The organism is Moorena sp. SIO3I6 (assembly GCF_010672095.1).
This window is the reverse complement of the sequence record NZ_JAAHHU010000059.1, coordinates 1-23,104: the sequence shown is the minus strand read 5'-3', so window position 1 is coordinate 23,104 and position 23,104 is coordinate 1. Positions and strand designations below refer to the sequence as shown.

The 23,104-nt window shown below is 44.3% G+C and carries 18 protein-coding genes; 6 read left to right on the top strand and 12 right to left on the bottom strand.

Annotated elements, in window-relative coordinates:
• Positions 1-161 precede the first annotated feature (161 nt).
• The 11 genes from F6K49_RS18120 to F6K49_RS18070 all read right to left on the bottom strand — a co-directional run bounded on the left by F6K49_RS18120 (position 162) and on the right by F6K49_RS18070 (position 15,943).
• Positions 162-491, bottom strand: coding sequence for a hypothetical protein (locus F6K49_RS18120; protein ID WP_293098784.1), 330 nt, complete (start codon positions 489-491; stop codon positions 162-164).
• Between the two features lie 1,249 nt (positions 492-1,740).
• A complete protein-coding gene (locus tag F6K49_RS18115; RefSeq protein WP_293098781.1) occupies positions 1,741-2,391 on the bottom strand; it encodes a hypothetical protein in 651 nt (216 codons plus the stop codon).
• Between the two features lie 345 nt (positions 2,392-2,736).
• A complete protein-coding gene (locus F6K49_RS18110) occupies positions 2,737-3,675 on the bottom strand; it encodes an antA/AntB antirepressor family protein (protein ID WP_293098778.1) in 939 nt (312 codons plus the stop codon).
• A gap of 503 nt (positions 3,676-4,178) precedes the next feature.
• Positions 4,179-8,888, bottom strand: coding sequence for a hypothetical protein (locus F6K49_RS18105; RefSeq protein ID WP_293098773.1), 4,710 nt, complete (start codon positions 8,886-8,888; stop codon positions 4,179-4,181).
• 141 nt (positions 8,889-9,029) lie between these two features.
• The gene (locus F6K49_RS18100) at positions 9,030-10,637 is read right to left on the bottom strand and encodes a DEAD/DEAH box helicase (protein WP_293098770.1); all 1,608 of its coding nucleotides are present in this window, start codon (positions 10,635-10,637) and stop codon (positions 9,030-9,032) included.
• Positions 10,638-10,743: 106 nt separating this feature from the next.
• The gene (locus F6K49_RS18095) at positions 10,744-11,268 is read right to left on the bottom strand and encodes a hypothetical protein (RefSeq protein WP_293098767.1); all 525 of its coding nucleotides are present in this window, start codon (positions 11,266-11,268) and stop codon (positions 10,744-10,746) included.
• A gap of 45 nt (positions 11,269-11,313) precedes the next feature.
• Complete coding sequence (locus F6K49_RS18090; RefSeq protein WP_293098764.1) at positions 11,314-13,419, bottom strand: hypothetical protein; 2,106 nt, start codon at positions 13,417-13,419, stop codon at positions 11,314-11,316.
• 76 nt (positions 13,420-13,495) lie between these two features.
• The gene (locus F6K49_RS18085) at positions 13,496-14,239 is read right to left on the bottom strand and encodes a hypothetical protein (protein WP_293098761.1); all 744 of its coding nucleotides are present in this window, start codon (positions 14,237-14,239) and stop codon (positions 13,496-13,498) included.
• Positions 14,178-14,654, bottom strand: coding sequence for a hypothetical protein (locus F6K49_RS18080; protein WP_293023792.1), 477 nt, complete (start codon positions 14,652-14,654; stop codon positions 14,178-14,180). The genes F6K49_RS18085 and F6K49_RS18080 overlap by 62 nt, the downstream gene beginning before the upstream one ends.
• Positions 14,655-14,714: 60 nt before the next feature.
• A complete protein-coding gene (locus tag F6K49_RS18075) occupies positions 14,715-15,446 on the bottom strand; it encodes a hypothetical protein (RefSeq protein WP_293023790.1) in 732 nt (243 codons plus the stop codon).
• A gap of 17 nt (positions 15,447-15,463) precedes the next feature.
• The gene (locus F6K49_RS18070; RefSeq protein ID WP_293098758.1) at positions 15,464-15,943 is read right to left on the bottom strand and encodes a hypothetical protein; all 480 of its coding nucleotides are present in this window, start codon (positions 15,941-15,943) and stop codon (positions 15,464-15,466) included.
• Between the two features lie 797 nt (positions 15,944-16,740).
• Here F6K49_RS18070 and F6K49_RS18065 point away from each other — a divergent pair.
• The 4 genes from F6K49_RS18065 to F6K49_RS18050 all read left to right on the top strand — a co-directional run bounded on the left by F6K49_RS18065 (position 16,741) and on the right by F6K49_RS18050 (position 21,139).
• Positions 16,741-16,992: a helix-turn-helix transcriptional regulator gene (locus F6K49_RS18065; RefSeq protein WP_293066886.1), complete on the top strand. Its 252-nt coding sequence runs from the start codon at positions 16,741-16,743 to the stop codon at positions 16,990-16,992.
• 155 nt (positions 16,993-17,147) lie between these two features.
• Positions 17,148-17,462 carry a hypothetical protein gene (locus F6K49_RS18060; protein ID WP_293098755.1) on the top strand — a complete coding sequence of 105 codons (315 nt, stop codon included), beginning with the start codon at positions 17,148-17,150 and terminating at the stop codon, positions 17,460-17,462.
• A gap of 234 nt (positions 17,463-17,696) precedes the next feature.
• Positions 17,697-17,921 carry a hypothetical protein gene (locus F6K49_RS18055; RefSeq protein WP_293098752.1) on the top strand — a complete coding sequence of 75 codons (225 nt, stop codon included), beginning with the start codon at positions 17,697-17,699 and terminating at the stop codon, positions 17,919-17,921.
• Positions 17,873-21,139: a DUF3987 domain-containing protein gene (locus F6K49_RS18050; protein ID WP_293098749.1), complete on the top strand. Its 3,267-nt coding sequence runs from the start codon at positions 17,873-17,875 to the stop codon at positions 21,137-21,139. Before F6K49_RS18055 ends, F6K49_RS18050 begins: the two co-directional genes overlap by 49 nt.
• A gap of 156 nt (positions 21,140-21,295) precedes the next feature.
• Here the strand turns inward: F6K49_RS18050 and F6K49_RS18045 are convergent, their stop codons facing one another.
• A complete protein-coding gene (locus F6K49_RS18045; RefSeq protein ID WP_293066894.1) occupies positions 21,296-21,436 on the bottom strand; it encodes a hypothetical protein in 141 nt (46 codons plus the stop codon).
• Between the two features lie 724 nt (positions 21,437-22,160).
• On the opposite strand from F6K49_RS18045, the gene F6K49_RS18040 reads away from it, so the two are divergent.
• Together F6K49_RS18040 and F6K49_RS18035 are read left to right on the top strand one after the other, a co-directional pair.
• Positions 22,161-22,517 (top strand): hypothetical protein, encoded by a 357-nt coding sequence (locus tag F6K49_RS18040; protein ID WP_293098745.1) that lies wholly within the window; start codon positions 22,161-22,163, stop codon positions 22,515-22,517.
• Positions 22,518-22,845: 328 nt separating this feature from the next.
• Positions 22,846-23,104, top strand: a 259-nt coding sequence (locus tag F6K49_RS18035) for a MerR family DNA-binding transcriptional regulator (RefSeq protein ID WP_293098741.1), incomplete at its 3' end; no start/stop codon positions are given.

The following is a 23,104-nucleotide window of genomic DNA, read 5'->3' as shown; positions in this document are numbered from 1 at the left end:
TGCAGGTACTTAATATTAGTTGGAACTTAGTTGTCCTTGTGTTGGAGGTGGGTAGGTCGTCCGCTTGGACTACCGTCTGACATTGGTACTAGGGCAATCGACCAATTGGTCGATTGCCCGATCGTTGGAGGTGAGTCGGTACACAGAACTGCATACCCCTACTAGTAGGCAGGTAAGGTTTTTTCTTTACCCAGATTCATCCCTTCTGACCCTTTTAGGTTTTCCTTCGTTTGCAGAGAAACCTGAATTGTTGTTTTTGGGTTGCGCAAAAAGATAACAAAAAGTGATTCTAATGCCGATAAGTAAAATTGACCTTTGATTGGAACTAGGACAAATCCGGGAACGGGGGGCATAATAGGCCAAGAAAAAGCCTGAAGCCTATGCCAGGAATGAATCACAAATGGGAGCAGGGCAGTACAAGATAATGGTTTTCCATTTTTTGAGCGTACGCTATGACCATCAAATTCTGTTTCGGTTCTCCCAGATAGCACAAAAATTGTCCACAGAGTCGTCAAACCCTTTCAATAGGTTCCAGACATCCTGAAAGAAAAAAGAGAGGCGTCTAATCCCATTTTTGAGCAGCTCACAGGCTTGCCCTTGACTGAAGACTTTTCTCCAGCTAACAGTACAATCCGTTTTTTTTTGCTCACCCGAAATTCCGGCTGGCACACAAGAATAAACATGTCCACGCAACCTAATCGCGTCCGGAGCTGAAACCTTATCAGAGGGTCGCCTTACAACAAAGTCAAACACCTTTTACGCATAGTTAGTCACCCATTAAAGGCTCCACTCTTCTTGCGGTAACTTCTAACCACGTCCACGTCCACAATTACGTCCACGTTTTTCATTACCTATATATATTATTGAAAAACGTGGACGTAATAGAGCATGGACAAAATAGAGCAATCACATACTGCATATACCTTTCAGTCGTCCGTCCACAATTACGTCCACGTTGGCGTCCACGCACAAAATAACTTTTATTTACATAAATCCTAACACGTCCACACTTATCTAAGAGCACACGTCCACGCACAAATACCAACACGTCCACGCACGTCCACACAATAAAAACCGGGTTCTGGAAGAGAATTGCTTGGGGCTATTTGCGTCGTTTGCCCCGTTCTATTTCGGTTAACTTTTTGGTCGTACAAAAAATAACAAAAAGTGGTTTTAATATCGATAACCGAAATAGCTTGTTGATGGAACCAGGGGAAGCCAAAGGGTACGTACACTAGACATACCCTTTGGTTGTGCAATATCTTTCTGATTTTCTGGCGATTCAGCAGGGCCGACGCTACGCGGTTTTTCAGATTTGCATCGATGCTAGAAATCCGCAAAAGAAAATCCCCCAGCCATTGCCAAGGGGTTTGTGTGGGGTTACCTTGAAATTATTGCCCAGCTTGTCTTTCAGTGCCTTGGGTATGTTTTTTTTTGGTCACCACTTTGTTTTCGCCCGTCTTGGGTAAGCCAAACCTTTGGAAGTCATTTTTGTGGGCACCTAGCCGAGTTGTGAAGCCCTCTCTCAGTCTTGTTTTCAACTTCTTGCTCATCCAATTTTGCCGAGTTTTGGGCGAACCGAAAATCCTTGCCTAGTATACGTTTGATGGTTATTTGAGCGTTTGAACTGACAAACTGAAAAAGCTGCCCACTATTTTCCATGATTGAGGCGATCGCTGTACTAATGGAAAACCCCAGCGGTTGCCGGGGGGTGCAGTAGATGGATTAGAACGAGCCGCACTAAATGTAATTCTGCGGGGAATATGGATCGATTCCATGTTGTCGCAGTATTCGCAGCAGGCGAGCATTTTCTGCCTGTAGATGGTCCGGTTCAGCCAGACCATAGGAAAGGTCTTTTAACTGACTTTTAAGCTCTTTGTTGAGGTGCGCCCAACATGCATCGTTATTTCTTAAGTCCGTATTTTCGGCTTCAAGGCGCTGAGAATGCTCTAATAGCTTGGCGTTAATCTGGATTAAGCTTTCTCGCTTCTCCAGACTCAAGTCAATCCCAAAAGCTTGGTAAGAACGACTGACAATTGAGTCAATACCGCAGGCTATAACTATCTTGATAGCATCCTTTAGACCGTTTCTGTTCCAGTAATTCCAATATAGAAACGACTGCTGCGGTAATATGACATCAATTGGTTTGTTACTGCCTTTTACTTTTTGTTTTTTCGATAATCCAAACCGCTTATAAGCTATTGCTTCTAGCGACTTTCCTTGCGAAAATTCGATAATCGAGCGATTGGGCTTATTGATACATTCTGCTGTATTAGTCTGACTTAGTATTATTTCCTTTGTCGAGGGTATCAAGAAGACATCTGCCTTTTTCTCTTCAGTTAATTGTATAGACGAACGTTCAGCTATTTCATCGGAAAAATATTGTGTCATGATTAAATTAAGCGAATAATGTTTACTCAGTGATCGCAGTCAAATTTTCCAGGTTTACTGCGATCGCTTATTTGAATTATAGCTAATTTATCGTCGTTGAAGATAAATACTTTTTGTTGTTTTTGTCGTTCTAAAAAGATGACAGAAAAACCTTGCCAGTATTCAGCGGTTAATTTCGATTCTAACGAAAAGTGTCGAGCGTAAACCGCTTATCCAGTAAGATATTGAGAGGAATTTTGACAAAAAAGTGACGGGCGTAAAATCGGGTTCTGCGCCTTAAAATTTGCACCAACTAACAAACTCGATATGACCCTTGAAACCGCTACCCACAAAGACTTCTAGGGGTTAGCTAAGGTGAATTATATTACCATCGATATCATTTACCTTGCTGTCTTCTACATTGTTTACATCAACAAGCTCTGCTTTAACCACTTCCTTTTCGTCGTGAGCCGCTAAGTCCTCAATTAGTGATCTACGCCATCTAAGCTGCTGCACAGTCTTACTGCTACCTCTAGCCTCCTGAAGGACAAATTTAGCAAACGGTTTTCCTTTCTCTGTTGGGCGATAACTGGAGGATTTTTTACTTTTGACTTTCGTCTGATAACCTCTGTCGGTCAGCAGGGTGTTAAACTTCCTGGCATCCCCGGATTCAGTCCCCTTTTCGGATAACTCCTTTCCAGTAACCTCTTTGTACAATTGAGCCAACTCGGTAACCGTCATCAACTCGCTCTCAATGGGAAGGATTAGGTTTTTCTTGGCTGCTTCACAGTGCCTTTCCAGGTGAGGATATTCGATAGCCACCTGGTTAGCGATAAAACCAGACACAAGATGAGGATCCAAAAGGTCACCGTAGATAACACGTGCTAGCTCTGCAATCTCTGCCACCGTTGGTTGCAGTAATGGCTGTTCTGATGAAGGAGCCTGTTGACTGGGAGAAAAAGGTATAACCTTCCCTTTAAGTCGATCCAGTTCCTCTTCGATGCGAATGTACCACAGGCGCACTTCTTTACCTTTCTGAGTGGGAGCCATCATTGCCCACTGCTTAAAACAATCAACAGTCAGAAATATCTTTTCGCTTGGACGACCTCCCTTGGAGTTTTCCGCATCATTGCGGAAAACCTGGAAGTCAATCCCTTCTTTGAATCCAGCGTTTTCAATGGATCGTTTTGCAACGTCCTTTCTCGAAAAACCCAGCCATGGAAAACCTAGATCAAAATCTACTGGGAAGCGATCTTCAGAGCCGAGGTGGGACAAAATAATCTCTCTTGTTAGTTGCTGTACCATGAGGTAGAAATATTTGATTGTACATGGCAAGTGATCGCACTACCTTTGACGGGAATAAGTGTGGTCGCTTATTCATATATTAGTACCTCACAATTTCCTTAATGGTGTAATGCGGAGAGACGATTTTCATAACGGAATTTCTCACATTTTCCTCGATGGCTTTTCCACAATTGAGGCAATCGTTCCTGACAAATTACACCCTGAATATCCCAATTGCTTAATTAAGCACCTAAACAAAATTAATTTCTTACTACCAATCTCTGTACCCGTTACATCGTAAGGTTTTGAGTTTTGGCAAATGTGTAATTAATTTTGTGCACCTGCTTAACAAGGAATTGAACGTTACCGAAGTTTGCTTAATTCGTACTGGGGTATGCCAGTGACAACATAACAGAAATCAAAATTTTTTCAGAGTTTCCTTGATGGTTGGGCAAAGAAAACCCCAGCGAATGCCGGAGTTTGGAGTGCAATGAATTGAAGAAAGGTAATGTGCTCTAATGTGATTAAGCGATCGCGTCAAGTTTGTAAGCTATGTTATCGACCGCAATCCTCCAGTCTTCTGCGGTCTCAAAAGTGAGGTTTTCGATTGCTTTCTTGTCGCAAAATACCCGAGCATAGCTCTCAGTGGCAGGAGCGGTTGTCTTCTGGGTGAATTCAGACTTTAACTTGGCTGTCGCTATCTCATCATTTATCCCAGCAACAGATATGTGGGCATTGAGAGCTTTCCATCCCCCTAAGGTTTGTAGACGAAAGGTGTTAGCCAGGCTATCACTACAGACGGCCTTTGCCATTGATTCACACCCAGGGAGTCCTGTTAATTCTGAGAATTTCAACTGCTCCTCAACTATCCCCAACTCAATATCGTCGATTTCCATTTGCTCTGCCTCTGCTAACCACTCACCAAGCTCCTTCGTGGTCATATCCTCGACGGTTTCATTAATATCGTTCAATGTTTTTTTGTCATCTGCGAACTGGCTAATATACAGGTCCCACCACTGTTGAACCGTTAGGGTTTTCTTTTTTTTTGCTAGTCGCTGCCGTAATTCCTGCACGGTTAAATCTGCGGGATTCACTTTTGCTGCTTCAACTGGTTCAGTGGTTCTAGCCTCTGCAACTGGTTCAGATTCAGGTTGTGACGAGTCTTTTGGTTTGTCTCCCAAGTTAAATTCCAGCCCCAGCTCTTTTCGTTGATCACGAGTCAGGATTAATTGATTGGTTGCTGCATCAAAAGTACAGAAATGCTCGTAATAGTTTACTGATAACTCGCATTCTGGGTCGTTCTCCATCTCTTTACGAACCCTGGCCTGTCCTTTTGTTTCGTCCAACCACCAATCAAAAACCTCCCCAGTGTTTTCGGTGGGGTAGTAAGGTACCGAGCCGTTCCGCCAAGAGGTTCGATGGTTCTGATCATAGTCATGGAGTAGGACTGGAGTGTCTCCCATCCATTCCTCAAACCGACGCAAAAACATGGGAAGCATGATAATGGACTCGTATTTGCAATCTTGCTCAAAAGGTACCTCCCAAAAGCCAACACAGTCAGAGAGAGTGAAAGGAGCACCGTCATGCTCTTCTCCGCAGGTATAACCACCGGATAGTAAATCATCCATAATTGTCGCGATCGTATCCCAGTCTTCCTTAATCCACCTGAGTACATCGTTTTTATACAGACGGAGGGGAATGGCTTCGTAAAAGCAAGCATCTAGAAAGCTGTAATCCCCCGGCACAGCCCATCCGGTGATGTGGGGGTTAATCGTAACGTCTGCTTTTGTAGTTAGTCCTAAGTCCCTAACCCCAGAGCTATAAGCAGGTGGCTGAACCGCAGCAGCAGCAACGGTTTCAATCCTAACCTCAGAGCTGTCAGTGACGGACTCGGGAATGGCTTCAGTAACAGGTTCGGAAATGACTTCGGAGAAGGGAAACAGGGAAACCATCCCGAGGGTCAACAAGACCAGGCAGCGGTCGGCTAAATGGTCACTCTGCCTTGCCTTCTTTGCCACTTTCCCCTTCTGGAACCTTGGTCGGTTGTCCTTATTGGTTAGTAGGTCAACGCAATCAGGGTGGTAAACTACTCGGCGAGTGCCACACGCTTTTACCAACTCGGTGCCGTCTTCAGAGGTCGCACCCTGTCCAATTCCCCAGTATTTGTAAGTCTTTTCTGACTCGCTAGTCGATTCCAGTCGTTGCTGAAGCCCCAGTTCAACAAGCACTTTGCTCAGCATGTTGACAGAAATATCTGTCAAACCCAGAGATGTTTTGATTTTTTCTAGTAACTCCTTAGCGGTCAGATAAATAACAGAAAGACGCTGAGCCAATTCATTACATACCGTATTAAGCCACTGGTTTCCACGGCGCAAATGCCGACCTGCTGGGAGTACAGACCACTTCCGTCCTTCCCTTTTCTGATACCCAAGTTCAACTAATGCCTGGTTGATGTCCCTTGCTTTTGCCTGGAACGAACTGCCCTTATCCCTTAACAGGTCATTGACCACCTCGCAGATTTGCCGAACCGACAAGTAATCCTTACTGTTTACTTTTTTGTCGAGTTTGTCGATAGGTTCAGGTGGCCCATCCGACACTGAGGACACCTCTAGAGTGATATCGGGGGTATCTGTTTTGAGTTCTAACGTGGGGGTAACATCAGTCGCTCGCTCAAACGTCCGAGATACTAAGTCTGACCTGGCTTGAAGGGTAACATCAGTCGCTGATTCAAACATACGAGGGTTGAGTTCTGACGCCTTCTTCGCTACCTCCTGGCGGGCTACTTTAGACAGGCTATCCTCCTCTTCCCCTTCTCCTAAGACAATCTCCCGGAACACCTTGACAAAGGCTGGATGATATTCTTTGACGCTCTCCTCTCCTGTGTCTGTCTGCTTCCTTCTGATCAGGTCATCAGCCCTTAGTCCGTATTTTTCTGCCTCCCGGTTGAGTTTAGTCCTAGAGAGAAAATCACACTCAAACCCAAGGAGCACCTCAAAAGTCACTCCAGCATCTCTTAGAACCTGGTGGTAAGGAATGTAGTCAGGGAGCGGGTTGTCCTCCCGTCTGGCCATCATTAAGAAGTAGTCGAACAGGTGGCCATCAACCCTTGGGTCATCCGGATCAGATAAATCCAAGACCTCTGTCATTTCCAACCCCCATCCCTCTGCAATCCACTCAGCCTTTTCCATCGCGACATCTGTGGAAAGATAATTGAGGAATCTGCCCAAATCCTGGCTACACTCTTTGACTGATTCCAGCAGACTCATAGACGCAGCCTGGTCATACTGCCTGTCAAAACGCTTGTGAAGTCTTGGGTGACACCAGAACAGGCCATCTTTCCAACCGTAAGTAAAAGCTCCCTTTTTTGTCAGTGCTTCCAGTGTCTCACCAGCTTCCGCCTCACAATACTCAGTGAACTCCTGAATTAGTTCCATGGAAGGTTTACTGGTACGGGCACGAGCTAGTATGGTCTCTCCAGGCTCTCCCTCCTGTTCCATTTCGGTTAGCAACTCCTCGTGGCTTTCTATGTACTCAGCCTTGCTCCAAGCAATCTCAAAGTGCTCTTGAATCAATAGGTAATGTCCGGGCATGTCAGGCCAAGGGTCTTTGATCCACTTAACAAAGGCATTCCGGTAGTCGGGGTGCAGCTTGGCCTTGTCACCGTAGTGAACCACTGCTTCAATTCCTTCAGTCCCAATAATTTGCTTCCGTAGCGCTACTGATGATTTCAGGCCATTGAACTGCTCGAATTCCCCGTCTGACAAGAAGAAGGTTGCTGTTAGGTCTTCTAAATCCCAATACCTTCGTTGTATGGTCTTAGCTGCTGCCTCAGCCCATACAACGAAGGTGTTGCAGTACTCTTGGCAAACAAAAGGATTGTTCCGGTCTATCCAGTTCACCACATCACTCGGTTCGATTCCCAGATTTGTCGCGATCGCTGACTGACTTTTTGTACCTTTGTCACTTTTTACAAAATCAAGGAACTGTCCCCGAGTCAGACTGTGCTGTTGAAGTACCTCGTTTAGCCTTACAAAGGTGGGCTCGGAAACGGGAGCTGCTGAGCCAGTTAACGACAAGGGGGATTCACCTGTTTCTGCATCCTTTTGATTGACCCTACGCAACTGGTCTTTCAAATTTTCCTCGATGGAATGCAGCCTTTCCATTTCCTTTTTTGCTGGTTCCAAAAGCCCGGTAGCTTCAAGGACTGCATTCTTTAACTCGACATTGTCCGGGTCAGTCAGGTCTGCCTCTGTTATTTTTCGCTCTTCCCGAGGAATTACTTCCGTCTGGATGAAAGGAATCTCCTCTTCATCAACAGGGACTGGATTCAAAAATGCTTCGGCTAACCGTGGGTGACACCACAAGGTTTGAGTCTTCCTGTTGAAGATATAAGCTTTTTCCCCTGAGGTGGCTATCTCTTTCAGTAGTCCCTTGTGACTCCTGCTAATTTCAGACTTAAACCTTCCACGAAATACTGCGTCTGTAATGATGTCAGCTTCTGTAATTTCTCCACAAGAGAGGCGATCACGCAAACTACGGATTTCTTCTTTCAGTAACTTTTCGTTGACCAGATGGTAGTTATCGGGAACTTCTGGGAGAAAAGTGACTTGAGCTGATTCTTCAGGTTCCACAGAAGTTTGTGATGTTACCAATGTGGTATGCTGCGGTGTAATTTTTTGTGACGTGACTTCTGTGGGAAGAGTTACAACAGGTTCAGTAGTAGGCTTAGTCTCAATCCCAAAGTCTGCCTTGAAGGTAGGGATGAGTTCAGGATGTAGTAGAAATTTCCCAGTATCTTTATTGCGAGTCCCGACTAGGTAGTTTCGGTCACCTTCCCCGTGACGGTCTTTAATTCCCTGGATTGCTTTCTTTGTGCGTTCACTCTTGAGCCATTCGATGGTCTGCTCATTTGTCACGGAGCCAAAATCTACTGGAACAAGACCCAACTGTAACTCCTTGTAGACTATATCCTGCCAAGCTTTGAAGGTGAGGTGTAGTTGTGAGTGATCGTATAAGTACAGTACACCGCAGCCCTTATCGTAGTAGTAAAAATCTTCACAGGTCAGCGTAAGAGGCAGTCCATTTTGGTGCTTGATCACATGGAGGAAATTCTTGGTTTCCTTGGACTCAATCCACTGCTTAATACTAGCCAGAGGGACTCTGCACTTAACCGCGACCAGTTGCTTGGGTTCAGATGGTACTGTTGTACCACTGTTGTTCGCTGTGGTATTCATCTTAAAATAGAGGGCATTAGTACAGTGATTTCTTTTGGAATCACAGCGGGTGAGGGGTTTTGAGACAACGACCCTCGCCCGCTTTTCAAATTATACTTTATCTTTCCGTCGTCGTCAGCAAAAATAACAAAAAGACGATGCTCAAAATTCGCTACTAGCAAAAACCTGGGAATCCCTCCAGGCATAGTTTGCCCAGCCCAAGTCATAACCTAACTGATGGGCGACATAGCGCCAATCCCCAACACTAAATTGGGTTCCGCTGAAATCCCGCAGCAGGTGATGGAAGACCCATCCGCGCTTGTGGCCTTTTTCCAATTGTTTCGCGATCGCTGCATCAATTTCTTTGGTGTACTCGGGGTTAGCTTCAAGAATAATTTCCATCAACTTACCCTCTATCCTCTCTTCTTCCATGTTTCCATCTGGCTCCAGTGCTATTCCTGCTCCTTTCCTGTAGTCGAGTTTGGTAAGACAACTGGGACATGTAATGCCGTAGACAGGGATTAAATTGCCGTCCTCGTCTTTTTCTAATCGAACGGGAGTTTTTAACTCATGGGGAAATGGAAGGAAGCAGTGGCCACAGCAGGAGCATTTGGTGGCAAATTCATTAGATGGAATAGAGATAGGCGCTAAAGACCAATTGATGTGGGTGTCAGGAAGTCCGTGGTACCGCCAGTTTTCAGAGTGGTCAATGATGATGGCGTGGGGTTTTCCTTCGGCAGGTCTCAAAGCCCGGCCAATTTGTTGGAAATGGACAATTTTTGACTTAGTAGGGCGGCAGATTTGAACAGCCTCAATTGAGGGAACGTTGAAGCCTTCCCCAAAGAGGTTACAGTTTGACAAAACAGTCGTCTCTCCGTTCTTAAAGCGATCTAAAGCCTGCTCTCGCTCTTTGTCCAAAGTATTGGCATCAAGATGCTCAGCCTTCACCCCTGCTTCGTTGAAAGCTTTAGCGATCGCTTCCGAGTGCTTGACACCAACAGCAAAAACTATGGTCTTTTTCCCTTCTGCATATTTCCTCCAGGCTGGTACCACATCCCCCACTACTGCCATGGCTCGCTTTTCTAAGGCTCCCTTCTGGTAGTCACCAACAGAAGACTTCAGTCCTTTGGTGTTAATAGTCACACCACCGTAGACTTTGAACTGAGAGAGATGTCCATGCTCAATTAAGTAGGCTGTCGTCACTCCCTTCACTAGGGCATCGTAGGTTTGCAGGAAGCCATGGCCATCGGTTCTCGTAGGCGTAGCGGTGAACCCCGCAATATATGCATTTGGGTACGCAGACATCACATCGGTATAGGATTTTGATGCAGAATGATGGGCTTCATCAATTATTAATAAGTCAGCTTCAGGGAAGGGCTGCCTTCGGATTAATGTCTGGATTGAAGCCACTTGAATATTGTGGTGAGGAGCTGGAGGAATGCCAGCTTTGATTTTGCCAATAGGCAATTTTGTTATGTTTTCGAGTGTTTCGCTTAGTTGAGTTATTAACTCTTTGCGGTGAGCGATTGCTAAGACTTTGAGACCCTGCTGCACAAAGTATTGAACCAATGCTCCAATGCAGACCGTCTTGCCTCCACCTGTAGGTAACTGCACCATCACTCGCCGCTTACCACTCCTCCACTCTTCAAACACACCAAAGACTAGTTCTTCTTGATAATTTCTCAGTGATATTTCACTGTTCAAGTCACGATAAAAAGGTTGTTGAATGTCAAGGCTTTGTGCCATGCTAATACCTGGATCAGTTGTCATTTACTAAGCAGGTGTGCTTAATTAGTTACTGTTTTGATAGCGATCGCTCCTTTAGAACCAGAAGCGATCGCTCATTTTTTGGGGTTAGGATTTTTGGTCGAATATCTTAGTCGGGAATTCCGGAAGCGCCTGAATTCTTCCTTTTAGCCGATCGAAGAGATATTTTATACAGGTCAACAGAAATACAGATGAATCCATATATTATCCAGGGGATACATATGACAAGAAGAGAGTGGAGAATAAAGAAAACCATAGCTGAGCTTGACACCTCAAACTCAGTAGGGAAAGTTACGGATACAATTAAAAGGAGCTCGTAAAGGCATAAAAGTAATCCCACCAATATTAATCGTTGCTTGTTTTCCCACGGCAACCAGGAAAATATTTTTCCGAAAGGAGCCGTCAAAAGGCACCATTGGGTAACCTTTAAGGCTGACATTGCGCCTAGAGCTTTTAGCCCTTCTCTTGTAGATAAGTTAACTACATTCCAAAGGAAAATACCTTTATCGGGATCGAAGAAATTAGGCACTAAGTGTGCTTCAGGAAAGAAGCTATTAATGGATTGAGGTAGCCCCAAAGTTATCATGGGAGTAGTTAAGACCAAGAATCCGATACCTTTAACGTGCGCCAGCAATAGTCTTGTCCTTTTTGATACCATTCTATGTGACCTCATTTTTAGTTAATAATCAATATTTTGAGTTAAGAAATTCAACCCTAAATTGATTCTTTTAGTAAAACCTTCAGTTTGGTGAGAAGACCATATCGAATCAAGTATTGAATTCCAGTTACCGGCCTCATGGGCTTCGTTATGGCAAACTTCACACAGTGGGAACATATTCTCCCCCGGCTGATCGTCTGCTCCTAGGTATGATGTTCGGTGGATCTCTACATCTTCTGATCTTTTTTGGCATAGGCAACAGCAAAAGTTAGTCAATAATCGAGTCTTGAGCTCTTTCTCGTTATTGTCTGGGTAGGAGTATCGGCCATCAAAACTAGAAAACTGGTTCTTCTTGTCCCTAGCAAAGCGACTAGCGAGATCTGGCCTTTTGCTTTCCAGGTAAATAGAAATAATCTCAATCAATCTACGCTTAGCGCCAGAAGAAGGCATTCCCATTGCTTCAGCAAAAGACCACAAGGTATCATATCCGTCTTCCTCTAGTTCTGCTATCAGTTCTTCTATCTGAGATCTTTTTTTTTGAGCCGTTGTTGATGAAGTTCTACTAGCTGATAGATCTTTTTCGCTGGTTGAATCACTATCAGTGAAACCTAGATCTGCTTTCCCTCCGGTGGGGTACCAAGTGCCGTTATAGTTCAATATACGACCTCCTTCAATTCCTACAGGCGGATTAGCGCAGTCTTTCCCAAAATTATTGACAATGTCTCGACGGGTTGTGTTATCTTCTCCTATCATTTGATTCCGATCGGCAGCGTAAACTTCTTTCCCCGGAGCCACTGTCATGTAATTCAAAAGCATGGCCTTAAAGAGAGGGAAAATTCCGTCAGACAGTGTACTAGCTTTCAATCCTTGACCTAAGGCATGGATAGACTCGAATCCTTTTCCTCCCGCAGATACAAGGTCTCCGATTAGAGCAGCAAGATAATCTCTCATTTCTCCCAGGTCTTTTGCATATCGATGAACCTTGAGGAATGTAACGTTAGCTTCATCAATTATGAGCATTTTCTTTTCCTCGCAGCTATCGTAATTCTTTATCAGCTGGTAAACATCTGAGATGACTCCTTTCGCTCCTTTAGGGTCTAGTTTCCTGAGGTCACATCTTACGCATTGAGCATGGCCTTCCCAATCTCGTCCAAAATCTTCTTTTTTTGAGGCTAAGTTAAGATAGTAAACCCGAACGCCTTGGCCAGCTAAATATTTACTTAGCCAATAGTACAGTTCACTTTTTCCAGCACCTTGCCCTGCGATCGTAAAAGTACAAAACTGCCATTTCTTAGCTATCGTATTATATCCAGTGACCTGGGTCTTTCTTTTGTCAACAAACACAGGGGTCTGACTAGTTGGAGATTCAAAATCTTCTGTTTTTTGATGATGACTAACTTGTGGGTCGCTTTCAAAAAGCTGACATTCTAGATCTAAGTCAGCCTCGATAGTCCTTATTTGCTTTCTAGGTTGTAGCGCTTGAGTAAAAACAGCAGAAGTGTCCTGAACAGACTTCATCTGATCAATTTCAGTTTCAACAGCTAGGTCTTTTTGCCTGCTTCTAGCTTCAAAGTACTTGTAATATTTTGATTGAGCTTTGCGGCTATATACGTTATCTATTATTGCTTTATAGGTCTTTGCCCTGATTGGAACTGGCATCTCACTAAGCTTTTCAGATATTTCCTCAAAGTATCTATTAATAAATCTAGCTTCAACATTCTCTTGGCGAGGAAGATAAGAGACATCTTCTTCAAAATCTGCCGTTAAATCTATAAAGTCTTTTTCTTCGTCTTCTGATTTTAGACTTAAGAAAGTCCTTCTACTTGGAAGAAATCTTAGGCGACCAGTTGTCGAATAGTCTCCATATAAAGCTACTAAATATCCAGCCAATGAAGCTCCAATGACTATAGGCGAACCGGGAATAGCAGTTGCACAGAAAAATGACACAAGAAGTACTCCACCACCCATAGTTTTTGCTGTGTCACCAAACCCCCGTTCTTTCTCCGCTTTCTTGCCCAGAAAATTAATGCGATCGTTTAGATACGCTTCTACGTCTATGATTTCTTCGTGTACATCTGGATCTGAGTTAAGCTTTCCTCTGCGGTATTTTTTGTTGTCGTCAAACATTGGTCTATAATTGATTCCATGATGTAATTGGATTAAATTGAGATGGAGTCGGATTAGACTCCATCATTTTTAGGGACTACTCTTCAGACTTAGCTTCTCTTGCGGCTTTTTCCAAGTTTTCTTTTGATACTGCGGCCAATGCGAACCCTGCTTCAGCTCCAAAGATGCTTCCTAGGTTATAGAGGAAGACAGATATTTTTCGATAGGTATCCAGACCTGCAATACCACGGGAGCTAAAGGTAAAAAGTAGCTCTACTGCGTAAGCAAACAGCCCTATCCTAGTGACAATCATCTTCTGAGTTTTTGTTAGCTTGCTAGCTTGTGGAACCAAGTTGCTTACTAATGCCAGTGATTGGATCCAGTCCACAACCAAAGACATTAGAGAAGAGAAAATAAACTGAAAGGAGAACCAAAAGCTAGCTTGCCTGTACCTAACAGGATCTATCCACGTTTCCTCAAAGAACGGAAGGAGAGGGACTCCAGTTATCTGCTGATAGTAGGTGTCCGTTGAGATGACTAACCCAGCGATTGCACAAACACCTCCGAGAAAAAGGCATCCATTTGGACTTAACAGATTCTCAGCAGTGGTAACGATAACTAGCCCAATAGAACCTATCCCCTTGAATATCACCCTATTGGCATTGACGATAAACTTTGCCCCAAAGGGAGTAATCCTGTTAGCCGCTTCACTTTTTTCTAGATAACTCAATCTATCCTTGGCTGGATTGTTTATTCTTCTAATAGTTCGTGCCATAACCTTACCCGTGAATACCACACATTTGTTCAGCGTAAGCAGCGTAAGCTGGGTTCTTGGAACCAATAAAGTAAAAGACTCCGTCTTTCCCTGGAATTTTTGACTTAACCGAAACCCCGATGCATGTCGCAGGGGAATTTTTGTCCACTATGGTTGCAATGCCATCGGGAGAATTATTGCCCGCATTATTTAGGAAATCAAGGCTGAAACCCTTTGGGAATGTCGGGTTCTCTGGATCGTAGTAATAATGATTCAATATGATCTTCTTGACTGGACTTCCCACTTTATTTTTGACCCTAGCTTCGGAGAAAGCCTTTTCTTGCTCCATTTGAGCCGTCTTGATGTCGTAGTGCTTTTTAGACTCAGCTATTTTGTTCTTTGTCTCTGAATCTCTCTGACCATTTGCGATCGTAGAGTTTGCTACATGACCGATAGCTGCAAAGCTAAGCGCTAGTGAAATCAAATAATACTTATTAGGCATTGTCCTGAACCAACTTTTCGATACATACAAAAGATGCCTGGGAAGACCCAGGCTATTGAACTATTGACCCAACTCAGCTTCGACCTCAGCTTCGAGGTCATCTAGGAACGAAGTAGCCTTAGCGATCGCTTGGCTGGTCTTTCTGTCCTCGGCAGCTTTCTGCACTAGGCTGGCTTGGTTTTGTTGAGCTGTTCTTTGAGAGAGCCTTCGTTGCTTTAGAACAGAGGTGTAGTGACTGACATTAGACTCAACAGGCTGGAAGTGATACTGAATCCCCTGGTGAGTTATGGCGTCTGCAACCTCTTTTGCTTCTTCGCGAGATTGCTGTTCGACTTCCAGTACTTCGTTGTAGAAACGAGTGTTGTTGTCTCGTGTGCGTTGCAGAAAAGCCTGGCGACGAGCATAGTCAGTGGCGTCAGCATCTTGAATCCCATCCATGATGGCGTTATCGATACGAGTTGCCATAATTTGGACTGGGAAATTATCAATCCCTGCCAAATGCAACTCTTCCTGCACAAAGACCATGGCCTCATCTTTCCTTTCTTGAGTAGAGAGAGCACCTCCTTTGCTTTCCGCCGACTTAGAGGAAGCGATGGCTTTGTTTATCCCTTTATCTACCGCAGTGAATCCTTTGCTGGCACTGACCACCAAATTGTAGTCAATCTTGTTGTCCTCAGGATTGATGCCGTGCTGCTTGCATATATCTGATACCGCCTCTTTCGCTTGATCGTGACTTATTCCTTGGCCAGTAGAAAGAAGGTCAATAGCTTCGTCGATTGTGATGAAAGTCATTATTTTCTCCTGTGGATCTAAACTGAATAATTGCTTTTCCAGGCTTCAAACCTAGTATCAAAATCTTCTTTTGTGAACACTTCTAATAGCCTCCCAAGTAGAGGAATTGCTTGCTTGTAGGTGTTCACAAGCTTCATGACTTGATAGATTAACCAGAAAACAAACACTTGGTGAATAGTAAGACCTCTGATGGTTTTTGTTGGTCTGTAACCATTCTTTGTGTAAAATTCACCTCTTATTATGACGGCATAATCATGAGGGACTGGATCTATCACATTTACTTGCCAGTCGTACAAAGCTTGACGAGAAATGCCAAACTTATCTCTGACTTCAATTCTTGTCATCTTCTTCTTGGGGTTGTACAAGAAGAAATTCTGATAGACCTCATTGATGAGAGCTAATTTTTTATGACCGGAGGTTCCGGTCATAACGACTTCCATGACCGGGACAGTCGTAGTACTGGCTTCTGCGTATGCTGTAATATTCTTTACGCTCATCTGTCTATGGATCAAAAATCAGCAATGAATAAAACTTGCCAACACCTGCATATGACAGCCATGTACGTGCATTTTTTCCCTTAAATGCACCCTTATGTAGGTCAGCGTCGGTCATAACGCATCCTTATGACCGACGCTGACCTACATAAGGTTTAAGTTTTTTCCTAAGTACTCTTATGACCGGAGGCTCAGGCCATAGCACTTTTTAATAAATAACTTTGTGCATTTGATTAACTCAACACATTTATCGCATCAAGTTTTCTTGGAGCTTATGTAGGGCGTACATAAGCGTTATGTAGGGCGACATAGTCTTATGTAGGGCGTACATAAGCGTTATGTAGGGCGACATAAGTCATCAATTGTTAGGAAAAAGCCTTTGAGTAGGGGAGCCAAATGTCGTTACTCCCTCGTTACCGCTAGCTTTTATCGACACAGATGATACACAATCAACCATGTTCCCCAAAAACAAGCCACATCCCGTCCTAGTAGCAGTAAATCCGTACTACTTACAAGATTCCTTGAGTTCTTCATTGGTCTAAAACTATAGATTTGTCTAGGTGCTGTGGCGACCTAGAAATAAGAGATACTTAATCTAGGTCTAGTTCACTCTGGCCTACTAAAGCGGGCACTTCCGGTTTATTTAAGGTGCTCGCTTTTTCATCCATATATTTATAGTACACGATGTCATAAAAAGTTGTCAAGGGTCTATGAAAAGTTTTTCATTAGTCGGTTTATGCCCTTTGAGGACTCCATGTCCTAGGAGTTAGTATAAAGAGACTAATCCAAAACGAAAACTCATGATAATCAACAGAACCATTACTGTGTCGGTAGTAATCGACGACTTGCCCAGAGTAATAAAAGAGGCAAGGGAGCAATTAGGCTTGACTATAGCAGCAGCTTCCAGGAAAGCAGGATTAGACCAGTCTCACTGGAGGCATATCGAGAATGGTCGATACAAAAGCATCCCAGAGCGAACCTTGGACAAGATGATCAAAGCATTAGGACTTGACCTTGAAATCAGCTGGCCGTCGCATTGCAGCTGTGGTTGATTTTGGTTGGGGGAGTGATCGCAGACCCTAGACATTAAGTTGCCTTAAGGTCTGCCCCGATAGAAGTCCAGTTCTAAGAAGCCAACTCCACCCGCACTGTAACCCCTGGACATTAAGTTGACTTTCTTTTCACTTTGGTTTCAAAAGTCAACTTAATGTCCAGGGAACACGACCAGGCAAATCAGACTGAATCACCATTAGCCCAAAAGGCTACGCTGCGCGAACGCGACAAAAAGGAAATTTGTGGAGAATCTTTTGCCTGCCCAAAGATAACAGTTCTGCAAAAACCCTTGGCTAGTAAAGCTTTAATTGAACCGTTGTTGTTAGTTGCGGTTGATAACCCAGAGATAAATACAGAAATGGAATATGTTGAAAAACCTGAAGTCTTTTCTGCCTCTGGATTGTGCGTCGCGTCGTTTATCAAAAGTTTCGCGATATTTTTCCAGGATTTGCGTTATTATTTATTTTAAAGGAGAACAGGAGCAACACCCTGTTCCCGGATTCAGTCAATGTTTACGGTCAACTAAATACACTGAGTCTTTAACGAAAATTCCCCGCGTCTTGACAAAGACCGGGGGGTGACATCTGAACTAAAATACTAACTTCAGATGATTGAGTTGTGTTGTTGCTGATCATTGCTTTTTCGTGACTCTGATCAGGCTATACGCGATACCTAAGTAAAAAGGTTATCTCTCGCGAAACATGTGAGTCGTGAGAAACAACCCACAAAAAAATGGAATGATATTTCAATGTTATACCAAAAATTCCAAAAAGAAAACCCCGGAAACGCCCAAACAACTCCGCAATTATCAGACAAGGACACAGCCGAACTGCTGTCCACTGCGGTTTCAGAGAGTTTAGAGCTAGACAAGAAAAATAATTGGCAAACTGGCCAAGACGTCAACCCCACTTCTCAGGAGGTGGCGTGATGAGAAGCTGGAAATCCTTTTCTAAAAAAGATCGATGCCCTATCTGCTCCCCACATGGGCGGAAGGGTGATGCACCCTGTGGGCACGACGGTAACAGAATTGAAATTGTCTGCACTAAAGCTTTAGAACTTGGAATTCAAAAAGGGGATCAAGAAGGGGATTACGTTGCCATGAAGGAAGTAGGTGGAGTTCAGCCTGGAATGTTCTTTGTCCATCAAGACCATCTAAAGCACGACCCCAATGCTCCCAAGAAAAAACAGCGGAAGCCCCAAACTCGTGAGTGGGTTTATCGCAACAAACAAGGCGACCCAGTAGTTAAGGTCAAGCGGATTGATGATGAAAATGGGAAGCGCATATTCCAGTCTCGGATGACAAGTAAAGGCCATTGGACTAACGGGCTAGGAGATTTAACCCACGAAGATTGGGTAGTTCTCAACTACCACAAAGCCGTTGAGGCTAGAAAACAGGGCAAGCAAATCGGAATATTAGAGGGTGAATCCTGTGCTGATGTCCTAGAGTCCATTAAAGGTCTTGACATAGTCCCCATATCCTTCAAGGGAGGGACTTCAGGGTTTAATGCCTATCAACTTGAATTCTTGATTGGCTATGGCCACAACACAATCCTGTTCCCCGATATGGATCAGCCAGGGGTAGAACTAATGAGAAAGGTTCAGGAAGTGATAGGTCCTTGCCAGTGGGCTTACACCGATCCAGACCGTGGAACATGGAATCGCCTTCCTGCTGCTGGCGGGGAGGATATTGTTGACTGGGTAGAAAAGGGGGCAACCAAGGAACAGATTTTGGCTGCGATCGGACCAGAAAGGGAGGATGTAGGAAGGTCGAATGCTGCCGAACAAGGGAACCTGTTTGACCAAGGAGCGATTGCAGCCAAACAAATAAACCCACGCCAGGATGCAGATGACCTAAAAGCCCAGCTAATGGATTTGGCGACCCAAGACCTGGACGGATTTGACCTGGACATTGAACTGTCTAAGATAGCTAGTCAGTTCAAGAAGCAACCAAGGAACATCAGAAGCCTTTATCTTAAGGTCGTTGACAAGCTAGAGTCTGCTCACGAGATCAACGAGATAGAGCCAGAGATTTACGAGCTACTATCTGGCAAAAAAAGGCAGGTTGATGTTTACAAGATTTTCCATCCCAAAATAGCCAAGGCCATAAACTTAACAGATAAAAAGCACCTCCACGGGGCAGCCTCTTTAGCATTACTGTCAATAACAGGAACACTAGCCAAGGATGTAGGTATTCAGTTGAAAAACGACTGGCACGAGCGTTTGATTTTCTACAACCTGATAATCGGGGCATCCTCTATTGGGAAATCCCGTATCATGTCTAAAATAATGAAGCCTTTGCGGTTAATGCAAGAGGATATCAACGAGGAAACGGCACGTTTGAAAGAAAAACTAGAAGAGGTTGAACCGGAATGGCAGTCTTTGGATCGAAATGAAAAGAGGGAGAGGAAGGGGACAGAAGAAGACCCCAATCACCTCAAGAAACTGATTCATAACCAAAGACTTTATTTCATGGACGGGACGCCAGAAGCTCTCGATTCCTACACTGCTCGTCAACCAAAAGGCTTTGGAGTTCTTCATTATGGAGATGAGGCGTCTAGTGTCTTTGATTTTGATGCATACAAGACCAACTCAAGGAAATCAAAAAAAGACAGAATGACGGCTTGGGGGAATGGAAAACAAGGGGCTGTCCGCAGACAAGACTTAACGAAATGCTACGATTTCAAAGGCCAAAGAATCAATATACTGGCTGGGATACAGCCGAAATCACTAAAAGAGAATTTCCCTGATTTTAATGTAGACAGGGATGGCGAGTTGTCTCGATTGCTAAAAATTTTGATAGAAGAGCCTAGCTTAAGCGAAAAGCTTAAATGGGATGAAACAACAGTCGATGTAAGTGATGTACTACTAAGCATCTACAAAAAAGTAGAATCGTTTCCCGACAATGTTATTTGCCGAATTTCACGTCAGGCGAAGGAGAAATTCAAGAAAGAAAGAGAACGATACATAACCTGGCAGTACAGGAACAGAGAAACCAAGCCAGCCTTTGCTCAATGGATAGCCAAAATGGTCAGTCATTTAGCCAGAACAGCTTTGGCTTTACATATCCTTGACTGCGCCTGTGATGAAGGGAAAGACAAATTGTTAGTCACAGAAGAGACGATGGATCGGGCTATCTATTTTGCCAACATCCTTATAGCCAACGAAAGACATCTACAAACAATTGTCACTGGCTGCAATGAATCCTTCAAAGAGACCAAAGACAGGTTACTGGGAAAGGTTCACGACATCTTTGAGTTCATCAAGACAAAAGGATGCACAACCCTTCTTGCTATCCGCCGAAAGTTTCAGACCAGAGGCAGAAAAAAAGGCATCAACAAGAAAGAAGCAATCGCGTATGTCGAACAGTTGGAAAGAGTAACAGAGAAAAGTACAGGGTTGAAAGGCTTCGTTCAGCTCTCCAGGAACGATAAAGGTGAAATCACGGGCATTGAATATATTGAGGGCGAAGGAGGGAATGGCGGCAGTGGTGGCAATGGAAATGGATCCACTCCTCCCTCGAATCCAGAGCCGGGAATGTCAGACTTTCAGATGGTAGTCGAGTCAAAACAGTACGCGGAACAGGTAGCTCTTCCTCCGCCTCTCCCTGATCCTATTTTGGAAGCTAACCACGAGCCTGTATCAGTTGGGATGGTTGAGCAAAGAAGTACAGAGATTGCCACTAACTCAGTGGCAGTACTAGAGAAACCCCCAGAGACTCAGCCAACCACCGCAAAGGGTTTTGGGGATGCCCAGACTCCTGTCAAGGTATCAACACCGCAGGATGATCGCGACAACCCAAGGTTTGATTCATTCAAGAAAACCGGGAGCCTCTACCGGATAGTCAAGGATCACGACAACAGCTCGGTTCTCTTAACTGATGAATTCATTGGCTTTGAGAACACAAGTAAGAAGATAGGCTCTGATCCGTTAAAGCTGAAGAGTGTACAATGCGTGGTTGAGCGTATTTCTTTGGAACCACAGATTTATCTTGTGGAGGAACTACGATATCAGAACGAAGAGGGGAAAAAGGTGGTACTCAATACTTGTCCTCCAGGGCAAATCCATTCTCCACTTATTCATTCTCCCGAAGTGCCCTTAGATCAAGTAATAGTCTTTGTTTACTCCGACGGGGTTCGCGATAGTTAATTCCAAAGGCTGACATCCGACGGGAAGAACTAAGCTTTCAGTCGTGTTTATGCGAACAGTATTCGCATATGGATTTAGCTAGCTGGCCGGGAACATGAAGGGTATCCCTTACTGCTATCCCTAGCTTTGCGCTGCCTTCCTTTTTGCCCGTATGGGTTAGAGGGAATTTGCTGTACCTGTCATTGCCTGGAGCTGTTCGCGTTGAACAATGATGCGACGCATTCCCCCACCTCGTCCAGGTGGTGGAAGCTTCATCCCACACCTCAGAGCAACCGAACCGTTAGGTGGTGTTGGCAAGAAGGATTCCCTAGCTCTACCTCAAAGGCCAGTAAACATACTGGATCTATGAGGCAACTAGTTGACACTCCCCATGGCTATAAGCCAGGGGATTCTTGGATCATCGACCCGTCTTGCTCAACCAGGTCGGAACCAGGAAGAGTAGAGGACAGTGTGATAAATACAATTCTGTCACACATTAATCCTGATTTTGTTGAACTCAAAAACACGCTCTATCCCTTGTACAACAAGAGCCTTGAGATTTCTGTCACAAAAAGCTGTCACAAAACATGGGGTCAGATCCACGGGATTTACCACTTGTTTTTTTTGGGTCTCACAACCCCTAAAAAGCGGCGAATCGAGCAATCAATATTGCAGATCCAAGTTGATTTCACTTATTGACTTATATCCTCAATAAGATGGGGTGGTAAAAACCATTGAGAGGTACAACGAAATAGATCGAGTGATACAGTGAAAAATACCTCTACAATATATATACATCAATACTTTTGATGTTTCACTTACTTGTGATTTTACTTGTGATTGTTTCTTCGATCCCTCAAAAATCTGTGACAAATCACAGGGAAACTCTTTCTTTAATCTCAACAAGGCATTTTGTTGAAAATCGGTTTTTCCCGCGATCGCTTCCTTAGTACGTTAATTTGAATTAGTTTGCAAATAAATCTATTAATACCCTAGTTAATGGTGTGTATAATACGCGCACCCTTTTACCTGGTTTGTGTTATTGTCGCAAAGTGTCGATGGTTCGTTACCTTGGGATGGTTCCCGATTAACGGAGAAAACTAAGATGCCCCGCTCTACTACCAAGACTATCGAATTCCCAGAGGACTCTGAAACCTTCAAAATGCTCAATGGTAGGCTCGAATATCTGGGAGATGAGCTTGGGTGTCTCAAAGAGCATTCCGAGAGCGTCTGGTCGCGTCTAGAGGAAATTGAGAGGCAGTTAGCTGACATAGATGGGTCGATTGATCGAGTGGAATCAACCTTGGCCAAGAAGATGCTCCCAGTACTCGATCGAATCGCAGTGGCTTTGGAACTCATCGCTTCTGGGATGCGCCAGAAAGAAGTCGATGACAGCTGATTCGCAGCGCATTGTCCATGTACTGCCAGTAGGTTGCGGCCAGGAAAGCCACGTTGGATCGTTGAGCGAAGAATCCCCGCGCCCTTAACGACCGGGGAGTGTCGAATCCCTGCCAGCCAGCAGCACCCTGGGGATTAAGTTGACTTTGAGTAATTCGGGTGAAGTTCCTTTTTTGTCGCGATCGCTCTCAAATCAAAAATACCAGGACACGGATGGGACGCTTGCCGGTAATGGGTGGCCGTGATATTGGTTAAGTCAACTTAATTACCCCCCCCCAAACAGTTGAGCGTTTGCTACGGTGAGGGTAAACGCAAAGGACGCAATACCAATGAGATTAAGGACTCCTAAGGCAACTTGCAAGGAACTAGGGATTACTATCAAGACCCTGGAGTACTGGCATGAGCAAGGAATGATAGAAGCTGTAATTACCTCCAACGGTGTCAGACGTTTTGATTTGGATTCGATCGCAAGTAAAAAGAACAAAAAGAGGCTCGACCGCTTGCCAGTAGCCCTTGACCCCTATAGACCTAACTGGGTTACCCCTAAGGATGCCAGGGAGATTCTGGGGGTGAGTAAGAATACTCTGA

Coding starts and splice junctions, on each gene's coding strand:
- F6K49_RS18105 (WP_293098773.1), bottom strand. CDS start 8,888: ATGAATACCACAGCGAACAACAGTGGTACAACAGTACCATCTGAACCC.
- F6K49_RS18060 (WP_293098755.1), top strand. CDS start 17,148: ATGTCCAGGGAACACGACCAGGCAAATCAGACTGAATCACCATTAGCC.
- F6K49_RS18115 (WP_293098781.1), bottom strand. CDS start 2,391: ATGACACAATATTTTTCCGATGAAATAGCTGAACGTTCGTCTATACAA.
- F6K49_RS18090 (WP_293098764.1), bottom strand. CDS start 13,419: ATGTTTGACGACAACAAAAAATACCGCAGAGGAAAGCTTAACTCAGAT.
- F6K49_RS18080 (WP_293023792.1), bottom strand. CDS start 14,654: ATGCCTAATAAGTATTATTTGATTTCACTAGCGCTTAGCTTTGCAGCT.
- F6K49_RS18065 (WP_293066886.1), top strand. CDS start 16,741: ATGATAATCAACAGAACCATTACTGTGTCGGTAGTAATCGACGACTTG.
- F6K49_RS18100 (WP_293098770.1), bottom strand. CDS start 10,637: ATGACAACTGATCCAGGTATTAGCATGGCACAAAGCCTTGACATTCAA.
- F6K49_RS18075 (WP_293023790.1), bottom strand. CDS start 15,446: ATGACTTTCATCACAATCGACGAAGCTATTGACCTTCTTTCTACTGGC.
- F6K49_RS18070 (WP_293098758.1), bottom strand. CDS start 15,943: ATGAGCGTAAAGAATATTACAGCATACGCAGAAGCCAGTACTACGACT.
- F6K49_RS18110 (WP_293098778.1), bottom strand. CDS start 3,675: ATGGTACAGCAACTAACAAGAGAGATTATTTTGTCCCACCTCGGCTCT.